General features: G+C 58.0%; 18 protein-coding genes and 1 pseudogene. 12 read left to right on the forward strand and 7 right to left on the reverse strand.

Annotated elements, in window-relative coordinates; all coding sequences use genetic code 11:
* Positions 1 to 219: 219 nt before the first annotated feature.
* The 3 genes and pseudogenes from NW839_RS12865 (at position 220) to NW839_RS12875 (ending at position 1982) form a co-directional block, all read left to right on the forward strand.
* Complete coding sequence (locus NW839_RS12865) at positions 220 to 1044, forward strand: pseudouridine synthase (RefSeq protein WP_011431867.1); 825 nt, start codon at positions 220 to 222, stop codon at positions 1042 to 1044.
* A gap of 68 nt (positions 1045 to 1112) precedes the next feature.
* A pseudogene (locus tag NW839_RS12870) lies at positions 1113 to 1322 on the forward strand (helix-turn-helix domain-containing protein); the annotation flags it as partial.
* Positions 1320 to 1982 (forward strand): DUF4115 domain-containing protein, encoded by a 663-nt coding sequence (locus NW839_RS12875; RefSeq protein WP_414328967.1) that lies wholly within the window; start codon positions 1320 to 1322, stop codon positions 1980 to 1982. The pseudogene NW839_RS12870 and the gene NW839_RS12875, both read left to right, overlap by 3 nt.
* A gap of 16 nt (positions 1983 to 1998) precedes the next feature.
* On the opposite strand, the gene NW839_RS12880 is transcribed toward NW839_RS12875, so the two are convergent.
* The 5 genes from NW839_RS12880 to NW839_RS12900 all read right to left on the reverse strand — a co-directional run bounded on the left by NW839_RS12880 (position 1999) and on the right by NW839_RS12900 (position 7105).
* Positions 1999 to 2700 (reverse strand): phosphoribosylanthranilate isomerase, encoded by a 702-nt coding sequence (locus NW839_RS12880; protein WP_414351787.1) that lies wholly within the window; start codon positions 2698 to 2700, stop codon positions 1999 to 2001.
* 62 nt (positions 2701 to 2762) lie between these two features.
* Positions 2763 to 3833, reverse strand: a complete 1071-nt coding sequence (locus NW839_RS12885; RefSeq protein WP_414351789.1) for an LOG family protein — start codon at positions 3831 to 3833, stop codon at positions 2763 to 2765.
* Between the two features lie 114 nt (positions 3834 to 3947).
* A complete protein-coding gene (gene trxA / locus NW839_RS12890) occupies positions 3948 to 4289 on the reverse strand; it encodes a thioredoxin (RefSeq protein WP_011431863.1) in 342 nt (113 codons plus the stop codon).
* Between the two features lie 687 nt (positions 4290 to 4976).
* Positions 4977 to 5672, reverse strand: coding sequence for an NUDIX hydrolase (locus NW839_RS12895; RefSeq protein WP_414380699.1), 696 nt, complete (start codon positions 5670 to 5672; stop codon positions 4977 to 4979).
* Positions 5673 to 5881: 209 nt separating this feature from the next.
* Complete coding sequence (locus NW839_RS12900; protein WP_414351793.1) at positions 5882 to 7105, reverse strand: ABC transporter ATP-binding protein; 1224 nt, start codon at positions 7103 to 7105, stop codon at positions 5882 to 5884.
* Between the two features lie 241 nt (positions 7106 to 7346).
* Here NW839_RS12900 and NW839_RS12905 point away from each other — a divergent pair, with 241 nt between their 5' ends.
* From NW839_RS12905 to apcD, 4 genes are all read left to right on the forward strand, one after another.
* The gene (locus tag NW839_RS12905) at positions 7347 to 8078 is read left to right on the forward strand and encodes an SDR family oxidoreductase (RefSeq protein ID WP_414341872.1); all 732 of its coding nucleotides are present in this window, start codon (positions 7347 to 7349) and stop codon (positions 8076 to 8078) included.
* A 131-nt stretch (positions 8079 to 8209) separates the two neighbouring features.
* Positions 8210 to 8899: a GTP cyclohydrolase I FolE gene (folE, locus tag NW839_RS12910; RefSeq protein ID WP_011431859.1), complete on the forward strand. Its 690-nt coding sequence runs from the start codon at positions 8210 to 8212 to the stop codon at positions 8897 to 8899.
* 311 nt (positions 8900 to 9210) lie between these two features.
* Positions 9211 to 10500 carry a type IV pilus twitching motility protein PilT gene (locus NW839_RS12915; RefSeq protein ID WP_414351807.1) on the forward strand — a complete coding sequence of 430 codons (1290 nt, stop codon included), beginning with the start codon at positions 9211 to 9213 and terminating at the stop codon, positions 10498 to 10500.
* A gap of 192 nt (positions 10501 to 10692) precedes the next feature.
* Positions 10693 to 11178 carry an allophycocyanin subunit alpha-B gene (gene apcD / locus NW839_RS12920; RefSeq protein WP_011431857.1) on the forward strand — a complete coding sequence of 162 codons (486 nt, stop codon included), beginning with the start codon at positions 10693 to 10695 and terminating at the stop codon, positions 11176 to 11178.
* A gap of 4 nt (positions 11179 to 11182) precedes the next feature.
* Here apcD and NW839_RS12925 read toward each other — a convergent pair whose 3' ends face one another.
* On the reverse strand, positions 11183 to 11866 hold the full coding sequence (locus NW839_RS12925) for a HEAT repeat domain-containing protein (protein ID WP_414329553.1): 684 nt from the start codon (positions 11864 to 11866) through the stop codon (positions 11183 to 11185).
* Positions 11867 to 11958: 92 nt separating this feature from the next.
* Here NW839_RS12925 and rpsO point away from each other — a divergent pair, with 92 nt between their 5' ends.
* The 5 genes from rpsO (at position 11959) to NW839_RS12950 (ending at position 18112) form a co-directional block, all read left to right on the forward strand.
* Complete coding sequence (gene rpsO / locus NW839_RS12930) at positions 11959 to 12234, forward strand: 30S ribosomal protein S15 (RefSeq protein ID WP_011431855.1); 276 nt, start codon at positions 11959 to 11961, stop codon at positions 12232 to 12234.
* A 36-nt stretch (positions 12235 to 12270) separates the two neighbouring features.
* Positions 12271 to 12708 carry a photosystem II biosynthesis protein gene (locus tag NW839_RS12935; protein WP_414351795.1) on the forward strand — a complete coding sequence of 146 codons (438 nt, stop codon included), beginning with the start codon at positions 12271 to 12273 and terminating at the stop codon, positions 12706 to 12708.
* A 96-nt stretch (positions 12709 to 12804) separates the two neighbouring features.
* Positions 12805 to 13998 carry a nickel pincer cofactor biosynthesis protein LarC gene (gene larC, locus NW839_RS12940; RefSeq protein WP_414351797.1) on the forward strand — a complete coding sequence of 398 codons (1194 nt, stop codon included), beginning with the start codon at positions 12805 to 12807 and terminating at the stop codon, positions 13996 to 13998.
* A gap of 150 nt (positions 13999 to 14148) precedes the next feature.
* The gene (locus NW839_RS12945; RefSeq protein WP_414351799.1) at positions 14149 to 16176 is read left to right on the forward strand and encodes an ABC transporter ATP-binding protein/permease; all 2028 of its coding nucleotides are present in this window, start codon (positions 14149 to 14151) and stop codon (positions 16174 to 16176) included.
* Between the two features lie 154 nt (positions 16177 to 16330).
* Positions 16331 to 18112 (forward strand): NADPH-dependent assimilatory sulfite reductase hemoprotein subunit, encoded by a 1782-nt coding sequence (locus tag NW839_RS12950; RefSeq protein WP_414351802.1) that lies wholly within the window; start codon positions 16331 to 16333, stop codon positions 18110 to 18112.
* A 9-nt stretch (positions 18113 to 18121) separates the two neighbouring features.
* Here NW839_RS12950 and NW839_RS12955 read toward each other — a convergent pair whose 3' ends face one another.
* The gene (locus tag NW839_RS12955) at positions 18122 to 18688 is read right to left on the reverse strand and encodes an adenylate/guanylate cyclase domain-containing protein (RefSeq protein WP_414351805.1); all 567 of its coding nucleotides are present in this window, start codon (positions 18686 to 18688) and stop codon (positions 18122 to 18124) included.
* Between the last annotated feature and the right edge of the window lie 54 nt (positions 18689 to 18742).

The following is an 18742-nucleotide window of genomic DNA, read 5'->3' on the forward strand; positions in this document are numbered from 1 at the left end:
CAGAGCAGGCTCAGGGCTACTGAAAGCCCGCTCCGTACCGCTTTAGCGGTCGGAGTCGGGTAGTTTACAGTCTCAGTCGGAGATGCTGCTGTTGCCCTCCAATTCTGCTGATTTGTCCGACCGGCTCTCCAACCCCGTTCACGTAAGCGGGCCGGAGGCCCCAGGCTCTGCCGCCTAGCACCCCCAGCTTCGGTTGCTGCTTTTGCTGTTCAAATCCCCATGGCAGAACCCCAACGGCTACAGAAGCTCTTGGCTCAGCAGGGATTGGCCTCGCGTCGCCAGGTGGAAGCCTGGATCCTGGCCGGGCGCGTTCGGGTCAATGGGAAGGTGGTCACTGAGCTGGGCTCCAAAGCCGACCCAGAGCGGGATTGCATCGAGGTGAATGGGCAAGTGATCCCTTTGGCCAAGGATCCGGCGCGCTATGTTTTGCTCCTGCACAAGCCGGTGGGGGTTTTGTCAACCTGTGCAGATCCTTGGGGACGCAAGACGGTGCTGGATCTGCTCCCCCCATCTTGGAAACGGCAAACCCGCCTCTACCCGGTGGGCCGGCTGGATGCGGACAGCAGTGGCGCTTTGCTGCTCACCAATGATGGCGACTTGACCTTGAAGCTGACCCATCCGCGCTATCATCTGCCCAAAACCTACCGGGTACAGGTACAAGGGCATCCGAGTCAGGCCACTCTGCAACATTGGCGAGACGGAGTAGACTTAGAGGGGTACACCACTCTGCCGGCGGAGGTGGAGTTTTGTCCTGCCCCGGATTTCCGGCAAAGGGAGCATCCCAATTGCTCCTGGCTGAGGGTGGTGTTGTTTGAGGGACGCAACCGGCAAATTCGGCGGGTGGCGGAGCGTCTTGGGCATCCGGTGCTCAGCTTACATCGGGAAGCCATTGGCCCACTGGGCTTGGGCAACCTGAAAGCAGGCCAGTTCCGCCAGTTGGATCCCCATGAGCTCCAAGCTTTGCTGGCCCCTCTCACCGGGCACAGCAGCTCATCCTCGCTCGGGAAGCGCCCTCTAAGGCCTCCGGCCCGCTCACGCGATTAGCTCGTCAGAGCCTCTAACTGAGTGCAAACTCTCACAGTAGCCTCCTTTCTTCCGCAGGTGGCCAAATGATGCAAGAGCCAGCACACTCTTTAGAAGCCCTGGGATCCCTGTTGCGGCAAACACGGGAGGCACGGGGACTGACGTTGACAGAAGTAGCTAACGATACCTTCATTCGCTGCCAATATCTGCAGGCGCTGGAGGAAGCTGACTTGAGCCGGTTACCGGAGCCGGTGTATGTGCAAGGGTTTCTCAAGCGCTATGCCGACTATTTGGGGTTGGATGGCGAAACCCTCTCTCGGCGTGCCTCTCCGCTTTTATCGGCCAAAACCCCCCGCGCGCCAGCTCCTCTTGCTGTTGTCGGCCAGCAACCTGCCTTTGCCCTGCGTCCTCTCCACCTTTGGGCTGCTTATGTGGTGCTGATTGTGCTGACGGTGGGGGGATTGTCGGCTCTTTTGGAAGGCACAGGCAATCCCTTTGGGCGTTGGCTGGTGAGCCTGTCAACGGTCAGTCGGGAGGGATCCGGCCAGCAACCGCCTGCTGCCAACTCCCCGGATCCCACTCTGTCGGCAGCTCAGCCCACGGCCCGCCAACTGTTTCCCACCCTCGACCAATGGACGCGCATTCAGGGCGTCTTCCCCGAGGTCTTGGAAGCTCACTCAGGGGGGGCGGGGCGCAAGCCGGTGCGTCTGGATATTCGCGTTGTGGAGCGCCCTTCCTGGTTGCGGGTCATCGCCGATGGGCAAACGGTTTTTGAGGCCACCTTACAGCCAGGGGCCGAGTTGAATTGGGAAGCGGAGCAGTCAATCGTGTTGCGTACCGGCAATGCGGGCGGTGTGTTGGTGACCTTTAACGACCGGGAGCTTGGAGTGATGGGCCGATTTGGGGAAGTGAAAGAGCTGATGTTCGAGCCGGGGTTGGATATTCAGTCGCTGCAGTAGGAACCCAGCCAAATGATCATCCCGTTGCGCTTGGCGTTATCGGCGGCAGAGTAGGAGCAATCTCCCACCCTTGGGAGCCAAGCTGCTGCAGCAGGTGGCGGACTTTGTCTATGTCTTTATCGCCGGGGTGGCGTTCCACACCACTGGAGAGGTCGATGCCGCTTGGCTGCAGGTGGCTGAGTGCCTGCAGAACATTGTCCGGGTTCAGACCACCGGCCAGTAGCCAAGGCAAGGGCAGAGCCCGCTCACGCGAAAGGCGAGCAAGTTCTGGCCAATTCAGGGTTCGCCCCGTTCCCCCCGCCTGTTGGGGGTGATAGGCATCCAAAAGCAGCACCTCCACACAGTCTCGGTAGAGATGGGCTACTTCCAGATCCGCCGGCTGGCGAATGCGCAGGGCTTTGATGCGGCGGATCCCGGGAAGCCATTTCCCCAATTGCTGACAATCCTGCGGGGATTCTTGGCCATGCAACTGGACAGCCGTGAGGCCCACCGTTTCCACCCAGGCGGCGATGGCGCGGGGATCCTGATCCAGGAAGACCCCTACTTTTTCCACGTGGTCGGGCAGGGATCCCACCCAACGAGCCATTTCCGAGAGGGGCAAATAGCGGGGGGTATTGGGCACCGCGATGAACCCAAGGGCACTCACCCCCAGCGCGGCGATGGCCTCCGCCTGATCCTGACGGGTGATGCCGCAGATTTTGACAAACAACCGGCCCATTGGGAGCACCACCAAAACAATTGGCTGCTGGTTCTTGGATGGTTCTGAGAGCGCTGATACATCTACTTTTGTTCAGGGCGCATTTGCAGAGGATCCGGCTGTTCCGGGTGAAGCTTGTTGATCCGGCGCACCATTTGCCATAGCCGTCCAAAGTTGCGCTGGTTGAAGTGCATCACCAGCCGTGGCAGATGGGCAATATCTTCCTCGGCTTCCTCCGGCAAAGCCCCAGTTTGCTCGATCCGGCCCGAATCGAGAATGTCGGCAAACTCTTCGTTTAAAATCTCTAGGGCTTCCGGTGAAAGTTTGGTGTTCAAGCGCAAAACCAGGAGCTCTCGCACGTAGCGATTGCTGTGAAAGACGCGATAAAAATCGACAATCTGCTGACAGGCATCTCCCACATCGTCGGTTAGGGTGTAGAGGAAGAGATCTTCTGGGCTGATCAAGCCGCGACCAAGCAGGTGCTCCCGCACGTATTCGTCCCATTCTTTCCAGTAGCAGCCACCTGTTCTGTCCACCAGCACCAAGGGCATGAGCTTGGTTTTGCCGGTTTGCATCAGGGTTAGGCATTCAAAGGCTTCATCCTGAGTGCCGAAACCGCCGGGAAAAAGCACCAGCGCGTCGGTTTCTTTAACAAAAAAGAGCTTGCGCGAAAAGAAATACTTGAAGTTGATGACCCGATCGCTGGCAGCAATAACGGGATTGGCCATTTGCTCGAAGGGAAGCTGGATGTTGAGCCCAAAAGAGTTCTCCAGCCCTGCCCCTCGATTGCCGGCTTCCATGATGCCGCTGCCGCCCCCCGTCATCACCATGAACCCCCGTTGACTGATGCAGTGGGCGAACAACTGGGCCTGGCGATATTCGGGACTTTCTGGCCCTAGCCGTGCCGACCCGAAAACGGTGATCTTGCGTTGATGAGCGTAGTTTTGGAAGGCGGCAAACCCCTGCTCCAGATCCTCAAGAGTGGCCGCCAAGATCTTGGCATCCAAACGGCTCAGCTCTAGGGATCCCATGCGCTGCAGCGACTGCAAAATACGCAGCCAGGCCGTCCGGTTGGGGTGATGCTCCAACTGCTTTAGGCGAGTCTCAGCGTTGGAAAAAACTTCTTGCAGAAGGGAAGAAACGGAATCGGTCAAGCTGGGATCCTAAAGTTCTCTGGAATTACTTTAATCAGTTCTCGGCACAAAACGGCAGCCGGGTTCTAATCCAGAACCCAAAAGTTACATTCTGAAACACCCAAGGCATAGCCCTCAGGCTTCGGCAGGTGTGTCGAAGTGCTTTTCCAAAATCGTGGTTAGAGTTGCCTTGGGTACGGCGCCAACCACCACATCCACTTTCTGGCCGCCCTTGAACAACATCAGGGTGGGAATGCTGCGAATGCCGTACTGGCTGGCAGTTTGAGGGTTCTCGTCGGTGTTGATTTTTACAACCTTAACTTTGCCGACATACTGCTCAGCTATCTCCTGAACCACAGGAGCCACCATCCGACAGGGGCCACACCAAGGTGCCCAAAAATCAACCAGAACTGGAATATCGCTGCGCAGCACCTCTGCCTCAAAGGTGGCATCAGCGATATCTATTGCTGCAGACATGCCTGGATAACTCCTGAAACAACACCTGTCATGGTCTCTGATCTTAGCACAGCCCCCAGGCTGCTGGTGACCTCAGCCTGTTCCATTGCTACTACACGGAGCGTTCGCCAAAGGAACTGTCCCTTGGGATCCCGGCCTGAGACCTTCGCTCAGCCAACCGTAGCGCTAGGCAGTTTGGGGACGGCACCGAAAGCATCTGAGCCGTGCTGAAGCAGGCTTCTACGGCATCCATCAAAAGATTTGTCTTGGCAAGGTTCCCGGGATAGTTGAGTGCGTCATGACCAGGCTGCTCCTGTCCTATATGGTCACTTTGATTCAAACTAGGACACTGCACCCACACCTAAAACCTTGGTCGCGTCAGCGTTGCGGAGCAATAATGCAAAGGGCTAGAAAGCTTTTCTCAGTAGCCTAGGCGTCTCACCCTAACCTGAAACGACTGTAGTCATTTTAACGAGGAATGAAACTGTTCCATTGGAAGAGGGGTTGAGGATAGTTGTGGAAGCGACGCGGAGTAGTTGGGAAGTGTCTCAGCCTAACTTGAAATGACCATGATTGAAATGACCATGATCAAGGCATAAACCTTTGTCTAGGTGGTCATGTAATGGAACTCCCTTTGAATAAAAGCCAATCTATACCAACCGATCTGGCCAGCTTGGCCTTGGCGAGCCGGGATCCCTCAGACGGCCTTCAGACAAACACCATCGGCTTATGACGGATTTTCTCGAAAGCAGCCGCATCAAAACGGTAGAGGGTTGCCGGTCTGCCCGTTCCTTGGGAACTTTTCTGGCCGGTATCTTGCAAGATACCCAGTTTCAGTAGGCGGGCGCGAAAATTGGAGTAGTCGGAGAACCCCTCGCCCAAAACGGTGCCGTAGAGCTGATAGACCTCCCCTAGCGTGAAGGTGGCGGGCAAAATGTCAAAGGCAATCGGGCTGTACTCCAACTTGGCGCAGAGGCGACGGCGGGCATAGCGGCAAATCTCTTCGTGGTCAAAGGCTAAAGAGGGAATTTGGTCGGCGGGATACCAGGCAATGCCCTCCACTCCGTCTGCCAGCAATTCAGCATCCTGGAACCGCACCAGGGCAAAGTAGCTGACCGACAGGTAGCGCACTCCATAGCCATCCTCGGCCTCGCGGGGATCCCGCTCCGGCCCCCCGAAGGTGTAGAGCTGCTCCAGATAGAGGTTTTTAACACGAATTTTCTCCGCCAAGATGCGGTAGGCCGCTGCTTCTAGGGATTCTGAGCGCCGCACCAGTGTTCCTGGCAGGGCCCAGCAACCGCGGAAGGGATCCTCCCGCCGCCGCACCAGCAGCACCAGAAGGCGATTCTGCTCGGTATCGATGGAGAAAATGACCGCATCCACGCCCACCCGGAACTCCGCCATGGCGATCCGGTTCTCCGATGTGCCTGCCACGATGCGGGATCCCTGCATAGCTTGGCACTGAATCCTCCACCAACAGCCTACCCAGTTTGTCCCTCCAGAGGGAGCTACCAGCCTGGACCACCGTCTTGCCAGTCTAAGCCCTATCTGGGGCGAAGGCTTTCGTGTCGCGGGGAAGATGGGTTGCTAAAGGTGTGAAAAAGAACCCCGACTCAGGCAACACTTTTACTTTTTGCGCGATTTGGCTCTTTTTCAGCCACGGAGGACCCCTCAGCGAGGGGGAACAGCCGACCTTGCCCAACAGCAATGTGAACCCGCGCGCCCACAGGCAGGGCTTCCCGGGCTAGGGCGTGCAATTCTTTGCCGGCTGCTGTGATCAGGCAATAGCGGTACTCTCGCCCCAAAAACTGTCGATCCCGAATGACAATGCCGCCCTGAGGATCAGGATGCAAATGCAACTCCTCCTGGCGAACCATCAACTCTGCGCAGCGCAAGCTGGGGTCGGGCTGATCCCTCAAAGCCTGGAATGGGATGTGCAGCAGCTCTTCAGCCTGCCAACCCAACTCCCGCCGCTCACAGCGCAGAAAGTTGGCCTGGGTAATAAACTCTGCCACGAAGCGAGTAGCCGGCTCCCGGTAAACCTCCTCCGGGGATCCCCATTGCTCAATACGGCCTTCCCGCATCACCGCCACCCAGTCGGAGAGGCAGAGAGCCTCCTCTTGGTCGTGGGTGACAAAAATGGCCGAGGTCTGGGTTTGCTTGAGGATTTTGCGGATTTCTTCCCGCAGGTAGTAGCGCACCTGCACATCCAAATTGCTCAGCGGCTCATCCAACAGGATCAAGCTAGGCCTGGGGGCCAAAGCCCGCGCCAAAGCCACCCGCTGCTGCTGCCCGCCCGAAAGCTCGTGGGGATAACGATGGGTGTAGTCTTCCAGGCCCACCAACCGCAACACCTCGTAAGCGCGTTCCCGCGCCTGTTGGGCAGCGCCTCGCAACTCAGCTCGCAACTCAGTTGAGGAGGAGCGATTGCCACCCCCTGCCGCCGACGCAAACGGGGTAGTGGGTCGGAGGCCAAACATCACATTGGCCAACACGTTCAAGTGGGGAAACAGGGCAAAATCCTGAAACACCAGCCCCACTCCCCGTCGCTCCGGTGGGATCCACTGCCCCTCCCCAGCCACAACCTGCCCCCCCAGCAGGATCCGCCCGCTATCCGGCTGCTCAAATCCGGCAATGGTGCGCAATAAGGTGGTTTTCCCACAACCTGATGGGCCCACAATGCTGAGGATGTCTCCTTGGGGCAGGCGAAACTCGACTTCCCGCAAAACCAACTGCCGCTGGCCGGGAAACCCCTTGCTGATGCCCTCAAGCTGAAGGATGTAGGAGGGATCCTCCCGCGCGGCAGTGGGGCTTGGAGAAAACAAAGACTCAGCCATGACGGTTGTTGTTGCAAAAGATTTTCACCATTTTTACCACACTACCATACTCCCAGACCCCACCTAGCCGGATCGAGGTTCAACAGCCAGCAGACGGATCTTGAGCAGGACAGGCTGAGGTCTCTGCGCCCTACCCTGATTCCAAGGGAAGCGATGGAAAATCAGTGTTACACTTAGTTAAGGAAGTTTCTCAGGTTGGGTGGCGCTTGCTTGTGTGGCGCACGCCAGAGGCTTGTTGTAAATGAGTTTTGAGACAAAGTTTCCCGAACGTGCTCTGATTACAGGGGCCAGTCGAGGGATCGGCAGAGCGGTAGCCCTAGCCCTAGCCCGACAAGGGATAGCGGTGGCTCTGGTGGCCCGCTCCCAACCTGATCTGCTGGCGGTGCAGGCCCAAATCCAAGACCAGGGGGGTAAGGCAGCGGTTTTTCCCATGGACTTGGCCGACTTAGCAGCTCTGCCCCAGCAGTTGCAGGCTCTCCTGGATCGATTTGGCGTCTGCGATGTCTTGGTCAATAATGCGGGCATGGCCCACGTTGGCCCTTTGGCCACCTTACCTTTGTCGGATTGGCAGCGAGTGATCGACTTGAACTTGACGGCAGCTTTTCTGTGTGCCCAAGCCGTACTTCCCGGAATGCGCCGGCAGCGCTGCGGCACGATTGTCAACGTCATCTCGATTGCGGGCAAGCGAGCTTTTCCCAACTGGGGAGCTTACTGTGCCAGCAAGTTCGGCCTAATGGGCTTTTCTCAAGCTTTGGCCGAAGAGGAACGACAGCATGGCATTCGGGTCACCAGCCTGTGCCCTGGTGCCGTGGACACGTCCCTCTGGGATACGGGCACGGTAGGGGTCAACTTCGACCGTTCCAAAATGCTCTCGCCGGAATGGGTAGCCGATTTGATTACCTATATTGTTCGGTTGCCCACAGGTGCGGTGGTGGAAGATCTCACCTTCATGCCTGCGGTGGGAGCCTTTTAGACCTGGCTGGTTTGGGGTTGCCCGTGACTTGGGAGGGTTTTGGCTATCGCAGCCTTTGACTGGATGCCACCTGAGCTGAGTTGCATGCACCGAGTTCTCTTAGCCTTTCGTTAACCAAGGAATATCCTGCTATGACCCTTGCGAAACCCGGATCTGGCTCGCAATCTCGAATGGATGACAAAGCCCATTTCAAGTCTCGGGTGATTCGAGATCGAGCCACTTTTGCGGAAGAAGAATTGGGTAGCTCGGATGTCTCAGATCCGGCTATGGTGGCGGCGGTGGAGACGCTGCTGCGGGGGATCGGGGAGGATCCCCAACGGGAGGGGCTGCGAAAAACCCCGGAACGAGTGGTTGCGGCTTTGAAGTTTTTGACCAGTGGGTATCGGCAGTCTTTGGAGGAGCTACTGAACAGTGCCATCTTTGATGAGGGCCATGACGAGATGGTGCTGTTGCGGGATGTGTCTCTGTTTAGCCTGTGCGAGCACCATCTGCTGCCCTTTATCGGCAAAGCCCATGTGGCCTACATCCCCAAGCAAAAGGTGGTGGGCCTAAGCAAAATTGCCCGTATCGTCGAGATGTACTCCCGCCGCCTGCAGGTTCAGGAACGCCTGACACGGCAAATTGCTGAGGCCTTGATGGAGGTGCTGGATCCCTACGGGGTGGGGGTGGTTATCGAGGCTACCCACATGTGCATGGTGATGCGGGGGGTACAAAAGGCCGGCTCCTGGACGGTCACCAGCTCGATGGTGGGGGTGTTTCAAGAGGATCCCCGTACCCGCGAAGAGTTTCTGAGTCTCATTCGCCATCCGTCCAATTTTTAGGGAGCTTCCCGGAGCTTTGTCGGTGAGTGGGTTAAGCCTCTGCTCAGGCGGGGAATGCTAGCCTAAGATCGACGCAAACCCTGCCAGAAGCGAGGCTTGTCATGAGCGAGGTCAGCCCCGAAAACCAGTTTCCCACCGATTTGGACTCCAATTGGCAGCCCCCGGCTCCGCCGGTCATGCAGCGTCCGTCTCGTCCGGCTGCTCCGGTGCCCCCTGTGGAGCCTCCAACGCAACTGGATCCAGTGCTCGGTTCAGCCTCCCAAGGGACGGGATCCCGGCCTGCCAATGCCAAAAACCCCCCCAACCCCATTCTGGGTCGGCCCCTTCCTCCTGGTGTGGCTGTCGCTCCCCCTCAGGTGCCTGTGCCTGTGCCCGATCCTGTCGCTCCCCCTCGAATGCCCCCGCCCACTCCGGCTCCGGCTGCTGCTGCTCGGCCTCCAGTGTCGCCACCTGTCCCCACTCCTGCTGCCCCGCCTTTTGCGCCACCAGCTCGCCCAACGGCTGCCGGTCGGATCCCGGTGGCCCCGGCTACTCCTGCGGGCCTGACTCTGCGCCAACTGGTGCAGGAAGCCTATGACAAAGGCTACTCCGATATTCATTTGGGGGTAGGAGAAGTGCCCCGCTTTCGGGATCGGGGGCAAATGCTTTTGACCAACTACCCGGTCACCACCACCGAGATGTTCTATGGCTGGCTGCGGGAAAGCCTGCCGGAGAGCCAAATTCGCCAGTTTGAGGAATGTTTGGAACTGGATACTGCCATCCAGTACGAGGGTTTGGTGCGGTGTCGGGTCAACTGCTTTGTTTCCCTTCTTGGCCCGGCTATGGTGATGCGTCTGATCCCGTTGAAAATTTTGACGCTGGAGCAGTTGCGGGCGCCGGAAGTCTTGAAGCGCATTGCCGAAGAGCACAAAGGCTTGGTTTTGGTGACCGGCCCCACCGGATCCGGTAAGTCCACAACCTTGGCAGCGATGGTGGACTACATCAATTCCAACTTTCCCAAACACATCATTTCCATTGAGGATCCCATCGAGTTCGTCCACCAGAGCAAGAAATCGATGGTGCGGCAGCGGGAGGTCGGGATCCACACCCTGGAATTTGCCAATGCCCTGAAAGCCTCGCTGCGGGAAGATCCGGACATCATCTTGATTGGGGAGATGCGGGATCGAGAGACGGTGGATATTGCCCTAAAGGCTGGCCAGACGGGCCACTTGGTCTTTGGAACCCTGCACACCAACAGTGCCGTCCGCACCATCGAGCGTCTGCTGGGGATTTACAAGCCGGAAGAACAGGAGCCGATGCGTCTGCAGCTGGCAGAAACCCTGGTGGCGATCATCGCTCAAACCCTGGTGCGCACCACCGATGGCAAGCGAGCTGCGGCCCACGAGATCATGCGCAACACCGATGCCATTCGCGACTACATCAAGCGGGGGGCGGTGGACGAAATTGAGGAACTGATCGCCGACGGCTCCTATGAGGGCATGTGTACCATGAATCAATCCCTGTTTAGGCTTTACCAAGAGGGGCGGATTACCGAAGAGGTGTGTCTGGAGGCTGCCCCACGCCGCAATGAGATGGCCCAATGGCTGCGAGGCCGGATCTAGGGCCAGTCTCGAGATGGAGTCACGCCAAAGTGCTTGAGGGAAGGTTTGCCCTATCCTAAACTGGGAGCAGCCGGCGGCGCTGGCTTGCCGAGCTACCTGCTCATCTCTTGGGCCGACCTTGGGCTGGGGGGATGGGTTGCTGGATTGATGAACCGAATTGAAAGCAAGTTAGAAAACAGGAGAATCCCTACCGTGAGCGTGATCAACCAGATCATCGAGACCGCGGATGACCAGCTGCGTTACCTCTCAGTTAGCGAACTGGAAGCCATCAGGAATTACATGACCACCGGCGAGAGGCGCTTGCAAATCGCTCAGGTGTTAGCAGAAAACAAAAAGCGCATCATTGACCAGGCCCAGAAGCAGCTATTCGCCAAGCGGCCCGAGTACGTGCAACCCGGTGGCAATGCCTACGGTGACAAGCGCTACAACCAATGTTTGCGAGATTACGACTGGTATCTGCGTCTGGTGACCTATGGCATTATTGCCGGCAGCAAAGAGCCGATTGAGTCTATCGGCCTGATAGGGGTGCGGGAAATGTACAATGCCCTCAATGTACCCATCGCCGGCATGATCGATGCGATTGTCTTTTTGAAGGAAGCTGCCCTCAGCTTGTTGGAGCCGGCGGCAGCCGCTGAAGCCGCCCCTTACTTTGACTACATCATCAATGCCATGAGCTAGGGAACTACAGGGATCCCAAGGCAGCCCGGGCATGTACGGCCACCTGTTCTTGGGAATCCTGGGCCAGCCGGGTCAGTCCGGCGCGAGCGGCTTCTGTTCCCAACTTGGCCAGGGCAATGCAGACGCGGTAGCGCAGTTGCCAGTCGTCGGAATCAATGAGGGGATCCAGGTAGGGGATGGCCCGCGGATCCCCCAGATCGCCCAAGGCAGCGGCAGCGGCTGTGGTGATCAGCTCGCTCTTGTCCTGCAAAGCTTCCACCAGAGTGTCGAAGGCGGCAGGGTTCCCCAGCTCTCCCAGGGCAGCGATGATGCTAAACCGTACCAGCCACTCCGTTTCTCGCCGATAAGCTTCCAGAAGATCGGCCAGGGCCTGTGGCTGCTTGAGATCCCCCAGGGCAGCGGCGGCAGCAGCCCGCACATCGAACTCCGGATCCTCTCGCAAAGAGCGCTGCAAAATGGGCAACAGTAGGTTCGGATCGACGCCAGACAGGGTGCCCATCTGGCTGATGGCAGCATAACGGACGCGGGCATTCTCGTCGTGAATCGCTCGCTGCAGCAATGTCAGGGCTTCTGGCCCAGGCAGTTCTCTGGCTTTGTTGACAGCGCGCAGCCGATTTCCCAAGTCTTGTGAGTTCAACAGCTCCAGCAAAGCGGGCAGTGCCGGAGGATCCCCAGAGGTTGTTGTCATATCCCATTCTCTCCATAACCCTCCTCGGCCATAGCGAGGGAGGAAAAGCCGATGTTATTATCTTGAAGCAGTGCATCCAGTCCCTTGATCTTATGGCCTTATTGCAACAAGAGAAGCAGCAGATCATTGAGAGCTATCGACTGCACGACACCGACACCGGTTCTGCCGAGGTTCAGGTGGCTCTGCTCACCAGTCGCATCAACCAGCTCTCTCAGCACCTTCAGAGAAACCCGAAGGATTTCAACTCCCGCCGCGGCCTGCTGATGATGATCGGTCGTCGCAAGCGTTTGCTCAACTACATCGCCAAGCATTCTCCTGACCGCTTCCGGGAGCTGGCCGAACGGCTGAACATCCGGGTGAAAAAGTAGGCAGCCCATCCAAAACGCTATCGGAGATCTGTCTTCGTGGGCAAATCCAGCCGCCAGTCCAAAACCTTTCGCCGTCGCTCCCCCTCCGCCTCTGTTGAGGTGGAGAAGAAGCCGGCCAAGAAGGAGCCTGTTGCCGTGATTCCCCCTGAGGTCAGCCGGCGGATGGTGCGGCGGATTCTGGTGTTTTCTGGGATCCCTTCTGGGCTGGGCCTGAGCAGCTTTTTTGTGAATTACTATCTCTTGACCAACCACGTGGTCGCTCTGCCCCCTTACTTCACCTTGGCGGAGTCGCTAACTTTGTTTGGCCTTGGTTTTTTGGGCATTAGCTACGGTGTGTTCTCAGCTTCCTGGGATCCCGAGCCGGGATCCCTGCTGGGAATTGGAGAATTCCGGCGCAATTTGGGCAACATCATCCAACAGTGGCGTGAATCTGCTGCCCGATCTTCTGAATCTTCCGACTCTGGAGAAGCTTGATTCTTCTCCCATCGCCTTTTCCAGGCCGGTTGCTGCCTACAATCAAGAGGGATCCAAGTCCATTCTGGCGGCAGCGGCTACCCCCAGTTCTCCAGCATGAAAATAGCCTACTTCGACTGTGCGGCGGGCATTGCCGGCGATATGTGTCTAGGAGCCCTGCTGGATTGCGGGGTGCCTTTGGAGTACCTCAACCGTCAGCTCCAGGCGTTGGGCATCGAGGGGGAATATAGCCTGCAGGTGAGCCGGGTGCAGCGGTGTGGGCAGCCTGCTCTGCAAGCTGTGGTGGAGGTGCTGGGATCCCAGAGTGGGGGATCCCCTGCTCGGCATTGGGCAGAGATTCAGGCTTTGATCGCGGGATCCCAGCTTTCCCCAGCCATCAAGACCCGCAGCCTGGCGGTGTTTGAAAAGTTGGCGCAGGCAGAAGCAAAAGTCCATCAAGTGCCCGTGGAAAAAGTGCACTTTCACGAAGTGGGGGCAGTGGATGCTTTGGTGGATATTGTCGGCACTTGCATCGGCCTGGATTGGCTGCAGGTGGAGCGGGTGTTGTCATCCCCCCATCCTGTTGGGGGCGGCTGGGTGAGCACAGAGCATGGCAAATTGGCCGTGCCGGTGCCGGCGGTGATCGAGTTGTGGGAAATGGGCCGCGTGCCGGTGTTCAGCAACGGGGTGGAAGCCGAGCTGGTGACCCCCACAGGAGCAGCCTTGGCTGTGGCGTTGGCGGAAGAGTTTGGCCCCTGTCCGCCGATGCGGGTGGAAAAAGTGGGGCGTGGGGCCGGTGCCCAAGAGCTGCCCATTCCCAACGTGTTTCGTCTCTGGATCGGGGAAGCCGATGGGGGAGAGCTAACGGAAACGGTATCGGTGTTGCAGACCCAAATTGACGATCTCAACCCCCAAGTGGTTGCCTACACCTGCGAGCAGTTGTTGGCCCTCGGGGCCTGGGACGTGTTTACCCAGCCGATCACCATGAAACAGGGGCGGCCGGGGATCCTGCTTACCGTCATCTGTCCGCCGGATCGGGTGCCGGAGTGTCAAGATCTCATCTTCCGGGAGACCACCACCCTGGGCATTCGCCACTTCCAACAGCAGCGCACCCTACTGGAGCGGGTTATCGAGCGGGTGGAAACCCCTTACGGCTTGGTCGACATCAAAGTGGCCCGCCACCATGGCCGCATCGTCAACGCTCAGCCGGAGTTTCGCGACTGTGTGGCCCGCGCCCAGGAGTTTCACGTGCCGGTTCAGACGGTGTGGCTGGCGGCCCAATCGGCTTGGCAAAACCGGTTGCAAGGTTGAAGGGACACTGGCTTTAAGCAAGGGGTGTGTGGGTGAGCAAGACCCAGAGCCAAGACGGTTTGGATGGGACAAGGGGGATCCGCGTTTCACCCCTAATGAATCCGCTCCTGTTGAACACAGATTGGCACCCATGGCCTGCTAGCCTGGGAGATGTCGATCTTGCTCTCTGCGCCGACCGCAAAAATGGAATCCCAAGCCTCTCAATTTAACTTCGACCGCAAACTGTGGGATCGGTTTATCACCGTGGCCCAGCCCTACTTTTACCCCAGAGTGCGCTATGGGGGCTGGATCTTTTTGGGCTTGCTGGCAGCGGCCATGGTGTTTGTGGTTGCCCTGATGTTCTTTGTGGAGATTGGGGTAACTTTGGTCGGTCAAGCCCTGTTCCCGGAGTTTTTCACCAATGTGGCAGCCGGATTGGTGGCCCAAACGGAGAGAAACTTGTCCTCGCCGGTGCTGTGGGTAGCCTCGGTCAGCTTGGCTTTGAGCAGCCTTTGTTTTGGGGCAGTGTGGCGGCAGCTTCGCCAGCGCTGGTTGCAGTGGGTGCTGCTCACCTTTTTGCTGTTTCTGTCGCTGACGGTCAACCGGCTGAACGTGATGATCAGCTTTATCTTTCGGTTTATCGACACAGCTCTGCAGCAAAAAGAAGAGCCCACTTTCTGGCAATTTTTGATTATTTATGGAGTGCTGATTATCTCAGCTATTCCCATTTTGGTGATCTACCGCTACACTCGCCTCAAGCTAGGGCTGTTTTGGCGAGAATGGCTGACCGATCATTTTCTGGATCGCTACTTCGATCAGCGGGCTTACTACGAGCTGGATTCCAACGCCGCCAACACCGAAATCGACAACCCCGACCAGCGCATTTCCGAGGATGTTCGCTCCTTTACCGGCACCACCCTCTCCTTCCTGTTGGACATTCTCGACTCGATTCTCACCCTCTACGCCTTCACCGGCATCCTCTACGGCATTTCTCGTCCGTTGGCGTTGGGGCTGGTGGTCTATGCCACCATTGGTACCGCCATTGCCATTTTGGCCGGTCGCAAGCTGATCAAAATTAACTTCGATCAACTGCGCTACGAAGCCGATTTTCGCTACAGCTTAGTGCACGTGCGGGATAATGCCGAGTCCATCGCCTTTTACCAGGGAGAGGATCAAGAACTCAGGCAAATTTTGCATCGCTTTGGTGCGGCCTTGCGCAATTTTAATTTGCTGATCATCTGGCAGGCCATCATCGATATTTTCCAATACGCCTACAACTATTTCACCCGCATTGTGCCCTATGTCATCGTGGCTCCCCTTTATTTCAGCGGCGTGCGAGACTTCGGCACCATTACCCAAGCCACCATTGCCTTCAGCCAGGTGTTGAGCGCCCTCTCCATTGTGGCCAACCAGATTCAAAGCATTTCCAGTTTTGCCGCTGGGATCAACCGCTTAGGCTCCTTTCACGAGTCTCTGGAAGATCCGGCGCTGCGCCACACCGGCGCTCGGGAAAGCAACATTCAAACTCGCATTGCCCAGCAATTGGCGCTAAACCACGTCACTTTGCTCACCCCCAATTCAGAACGAACCCTGGTGCGGGATCTCTCCTTCGCCTTGGAAGCCGGCCAGCGGCTTTTGATTGTCGGTGTTAGCGGCAGCGGCAAAAGTTCCCTGTTGCGGGCCATTGCCGGCCTATGGACCAACGGCCAGGGATCCATCGCCCGCCCAGATACTCAGGAGATGCTCTTTTTGCCCCAGAAACCCTATATGCTGCTGGGATCCCTGCGGGATCAACTGCTCTATCCCAAACGCCGCCGAGACCTCACCGATGAAGATCTCATCCGAGTCTTGGCCCAGGTGAACCTGGGAGACTTGCCGGAGCGGGTGGGCGGCTTTGATGTGGAGAAAGACTGGGCCAGCACTCTCTCCCTAGGGGAACAGCAGCGTCTTGCCTTTGCCCGCATTTTGATCACCCAGCCCCGCTACGCCATTTTGGACGAGGCCACCAGCGCCCTGGATGTGGCCAACGAAAAACTGCTCTACCTGCAGCTGCAACACCTGAACACCACCTACATCAGCGTCGGCCATCGTCCCACCCTCTTGGCCTACCACGACCTGGTTTTGGAGCTGCAGGGGAATTGTGCCTGGCAACTGTGGTCGGTGCAGGAGTACGGTGCCCGCCTAGCCCTGGCCAGCTAGAAGCGCCGACGATCTCAAGCTGACTCAAATGACAAGTTTTGCGGGTTTGGGACAAAACCCGGATAGGAGGCTGACTTTTCCAACTGGACGCCGCCCAAGGGAGGTGATAGCCTGTTATTCACAAGTATTCCGACCGGTTTACCGGAGATCACCAATGCCCCCCATGATCCCATCCGAGGCCAAGCGCTCCAAGGTGGAGCAGATCAAGGCAGACAGCCACTTTCTACGGGATCCCCTTCAGCAGGAGCTGGCCCAAGACACCACCCACTTCAGCGAAGCAGCGGTGCAGGTGCTGAAGTTTCACGGGGCTTACCAGCAGGACGACCGGGATCGGCGGCAGCAGCGAAAGCAGGAGGGGCTGGAGCGGGCCTATTCGATGATGTTGCGCACCCGCATCCCAGGGGGACACGTGCCCCCCCAGCTTTACTTGACCCTGGATCGGCTGGCCGATGAGTACGGCAATGGCACCCTGCGAGCCACAACGCGGCAAACCTTTCAGTTGCATGGGATCCTCAAGAAAAACCTCAAGGCCACCATAGCCAGCATTCTCAAACAGATGGGATCCACCCTGGCCGCCTGCGGCGATGTCAACCGCAACGTGATGGCACCGGTTGCCCCCTACAAAAATCGCCCTGCCTATCGCTATGCCCAAGAGTATGCCCGCAAGCTGGCGGATCTGTTGGCTCCGAAGACCTCTGCCTACTACGAGATCTGGGTGGATGGGGAGCCGGTTCCCATCCCACCGGTGGATGAGGAAGTGCGGGAAGCAGAGCAGTTTGTGGGCAACGGGGTGCGCCTGGAGGGGCCAGAACCTCTGTATGGCCCCGTCTATTTGCCCCGCAAGTTTAAAACCGCCATCGCCGTAGCCGGGGAAAACACGGTAGATGTGTACTCCCAGGACTTGGGCTTGATTGTGCTCACGGATCGCAAGGGCAACTTGAAGGGCTTCAACATTGTGGTGGGTGGGGGCATGGGGCGTACCCACGGCAAGGAAGAAACCCAGCCCCTTTTGGCCCAAAAGCTCTGCTTTGCCCCGCCGGAATCGGTGTATCGGGTTTGCCAAGCGGTTTTGGCGGTACAGCGGGACTACGGCAACCGGCACGACCGCAAGCAGGCGCGGTTGAAATACTTGGTGAGAGACTGGGGGATCCGCAAGTTTCGCCGTGTGGTCGAGCAGTACCTGGGGGAGAAGTTGTTGCCCTTCCGGCGCATGCCCAAGTTTGTCCCCAACAGCGACGACTACCTGGGCTGGCACGAGCAGGGGGATGGCCGTTGGTTTTTGGGCATTTCCATCGAAAATGGCCGTATCCAGGACACCCCAGAGCGGCAGCTCAAAACGGCGCTGCGCCGGATTGTGGAGGCGTTTTCTCTGGACATGCGGCTGACCCCCACTCAGGACGTGATCTTTATTGACATCGAGGATGGCCAGCGGGAGGCCATCAACCAGATCCTCAAGTCCCACGGGGTGCTCTCCAAAGAAGAGATCCCTCAACTGGTGCGGCTGTCGATGGCCTGCCCTGCCCTGCCCACTTGCGGCTTGGCCATTACTGAGTCGGAGCGGGCTTTGCCGGGGCTGGTTCGCCAGTTGGATCGGCTGTTGCAGGAGCTGGATCTGCAGGATTCGCCCTTTTTGGTGCGCATGACCGGCTGCCCCAACGGCTGTGCCCGACCCTACTTGGCGGAACTGGGATTGGTGGGATCCGCCCCCGATGGCTACTACCAGATTTGGCTGGGAGCCAGCCCGCAGGGGGATCGCCTGGCGCAAGTGTTTCAGGATCGGGTACACATCAGCCAGATCGTGCCGCTGATGAGAGTTCTCCTGCAGGTCTACAAGCAGGAGCGCCGTCCTGGCGAGAGCTTTGGAGATTACTGCCATCGGGTGGGGATCCCCTATTTGCAGGCCCAAGTTCAGCAAAGGGATGGCGTTTTTGCCTGAAGGGATCCCTCAAAAACGAGACCAAGCCTGTAGCCATTCCCGGAGCGCTTCCAGCCATCCAAGCGGTTCAGGCTTGGTTGCTTCTGGAGCTTGCTCCTCGCCAGCCGGCAAGCTAACTTGGTCAGGGTGCACCCTGTAAACTCGGATGGGTTTGGCGTTGGGAAAAGGTTTCACCGAAAGAGGCTCCACCTGCAGGAGTTGCCCTTCCACGGCTCGATACACAGCTGCCGAGATGAGCAACCGGGAGCTCTGTTCCTCAGACTGTTCCCCCCCTTGCGAAACATCCTCAACCGACTCCAGCCAGGTGGCAACATTGACCGACTTGCCAAAGGCAGACAGCCGCTGCGGATCTTGGGGATCGAGGGGCAGCAAAAGGACTGGGCCGTAGTGGATCCCGAGGGTGAGCTTAACCTGGGGGTAGGAGAGTTGCCGCAGAGACCTATTCAACTCCGCCACCGACTGTCCAAGCGCCAACCCCGCCTGCAGCGCCTGCTGTATGGCCAGCTCGGGTTGTTTGAGACCAAACAAAGCCAGACTTCTCAGCCCGCTCTGGTTGGCCAGTACTGATACATTCACGCTGAACTCTCCTGAACATGGTTCAGGAAAGAAGCGATCGCATCCTGCCTATCT

Origin of the sequence: Synechococcus sp. R5-15 (assembly GCF_047462035.1) — a bacterium.
Classification (GTDB): Bacteria; Cyanobacteriota; Cyanobacteriia; order Thermostichales; family Thermostichaceae; genus Thermostichus.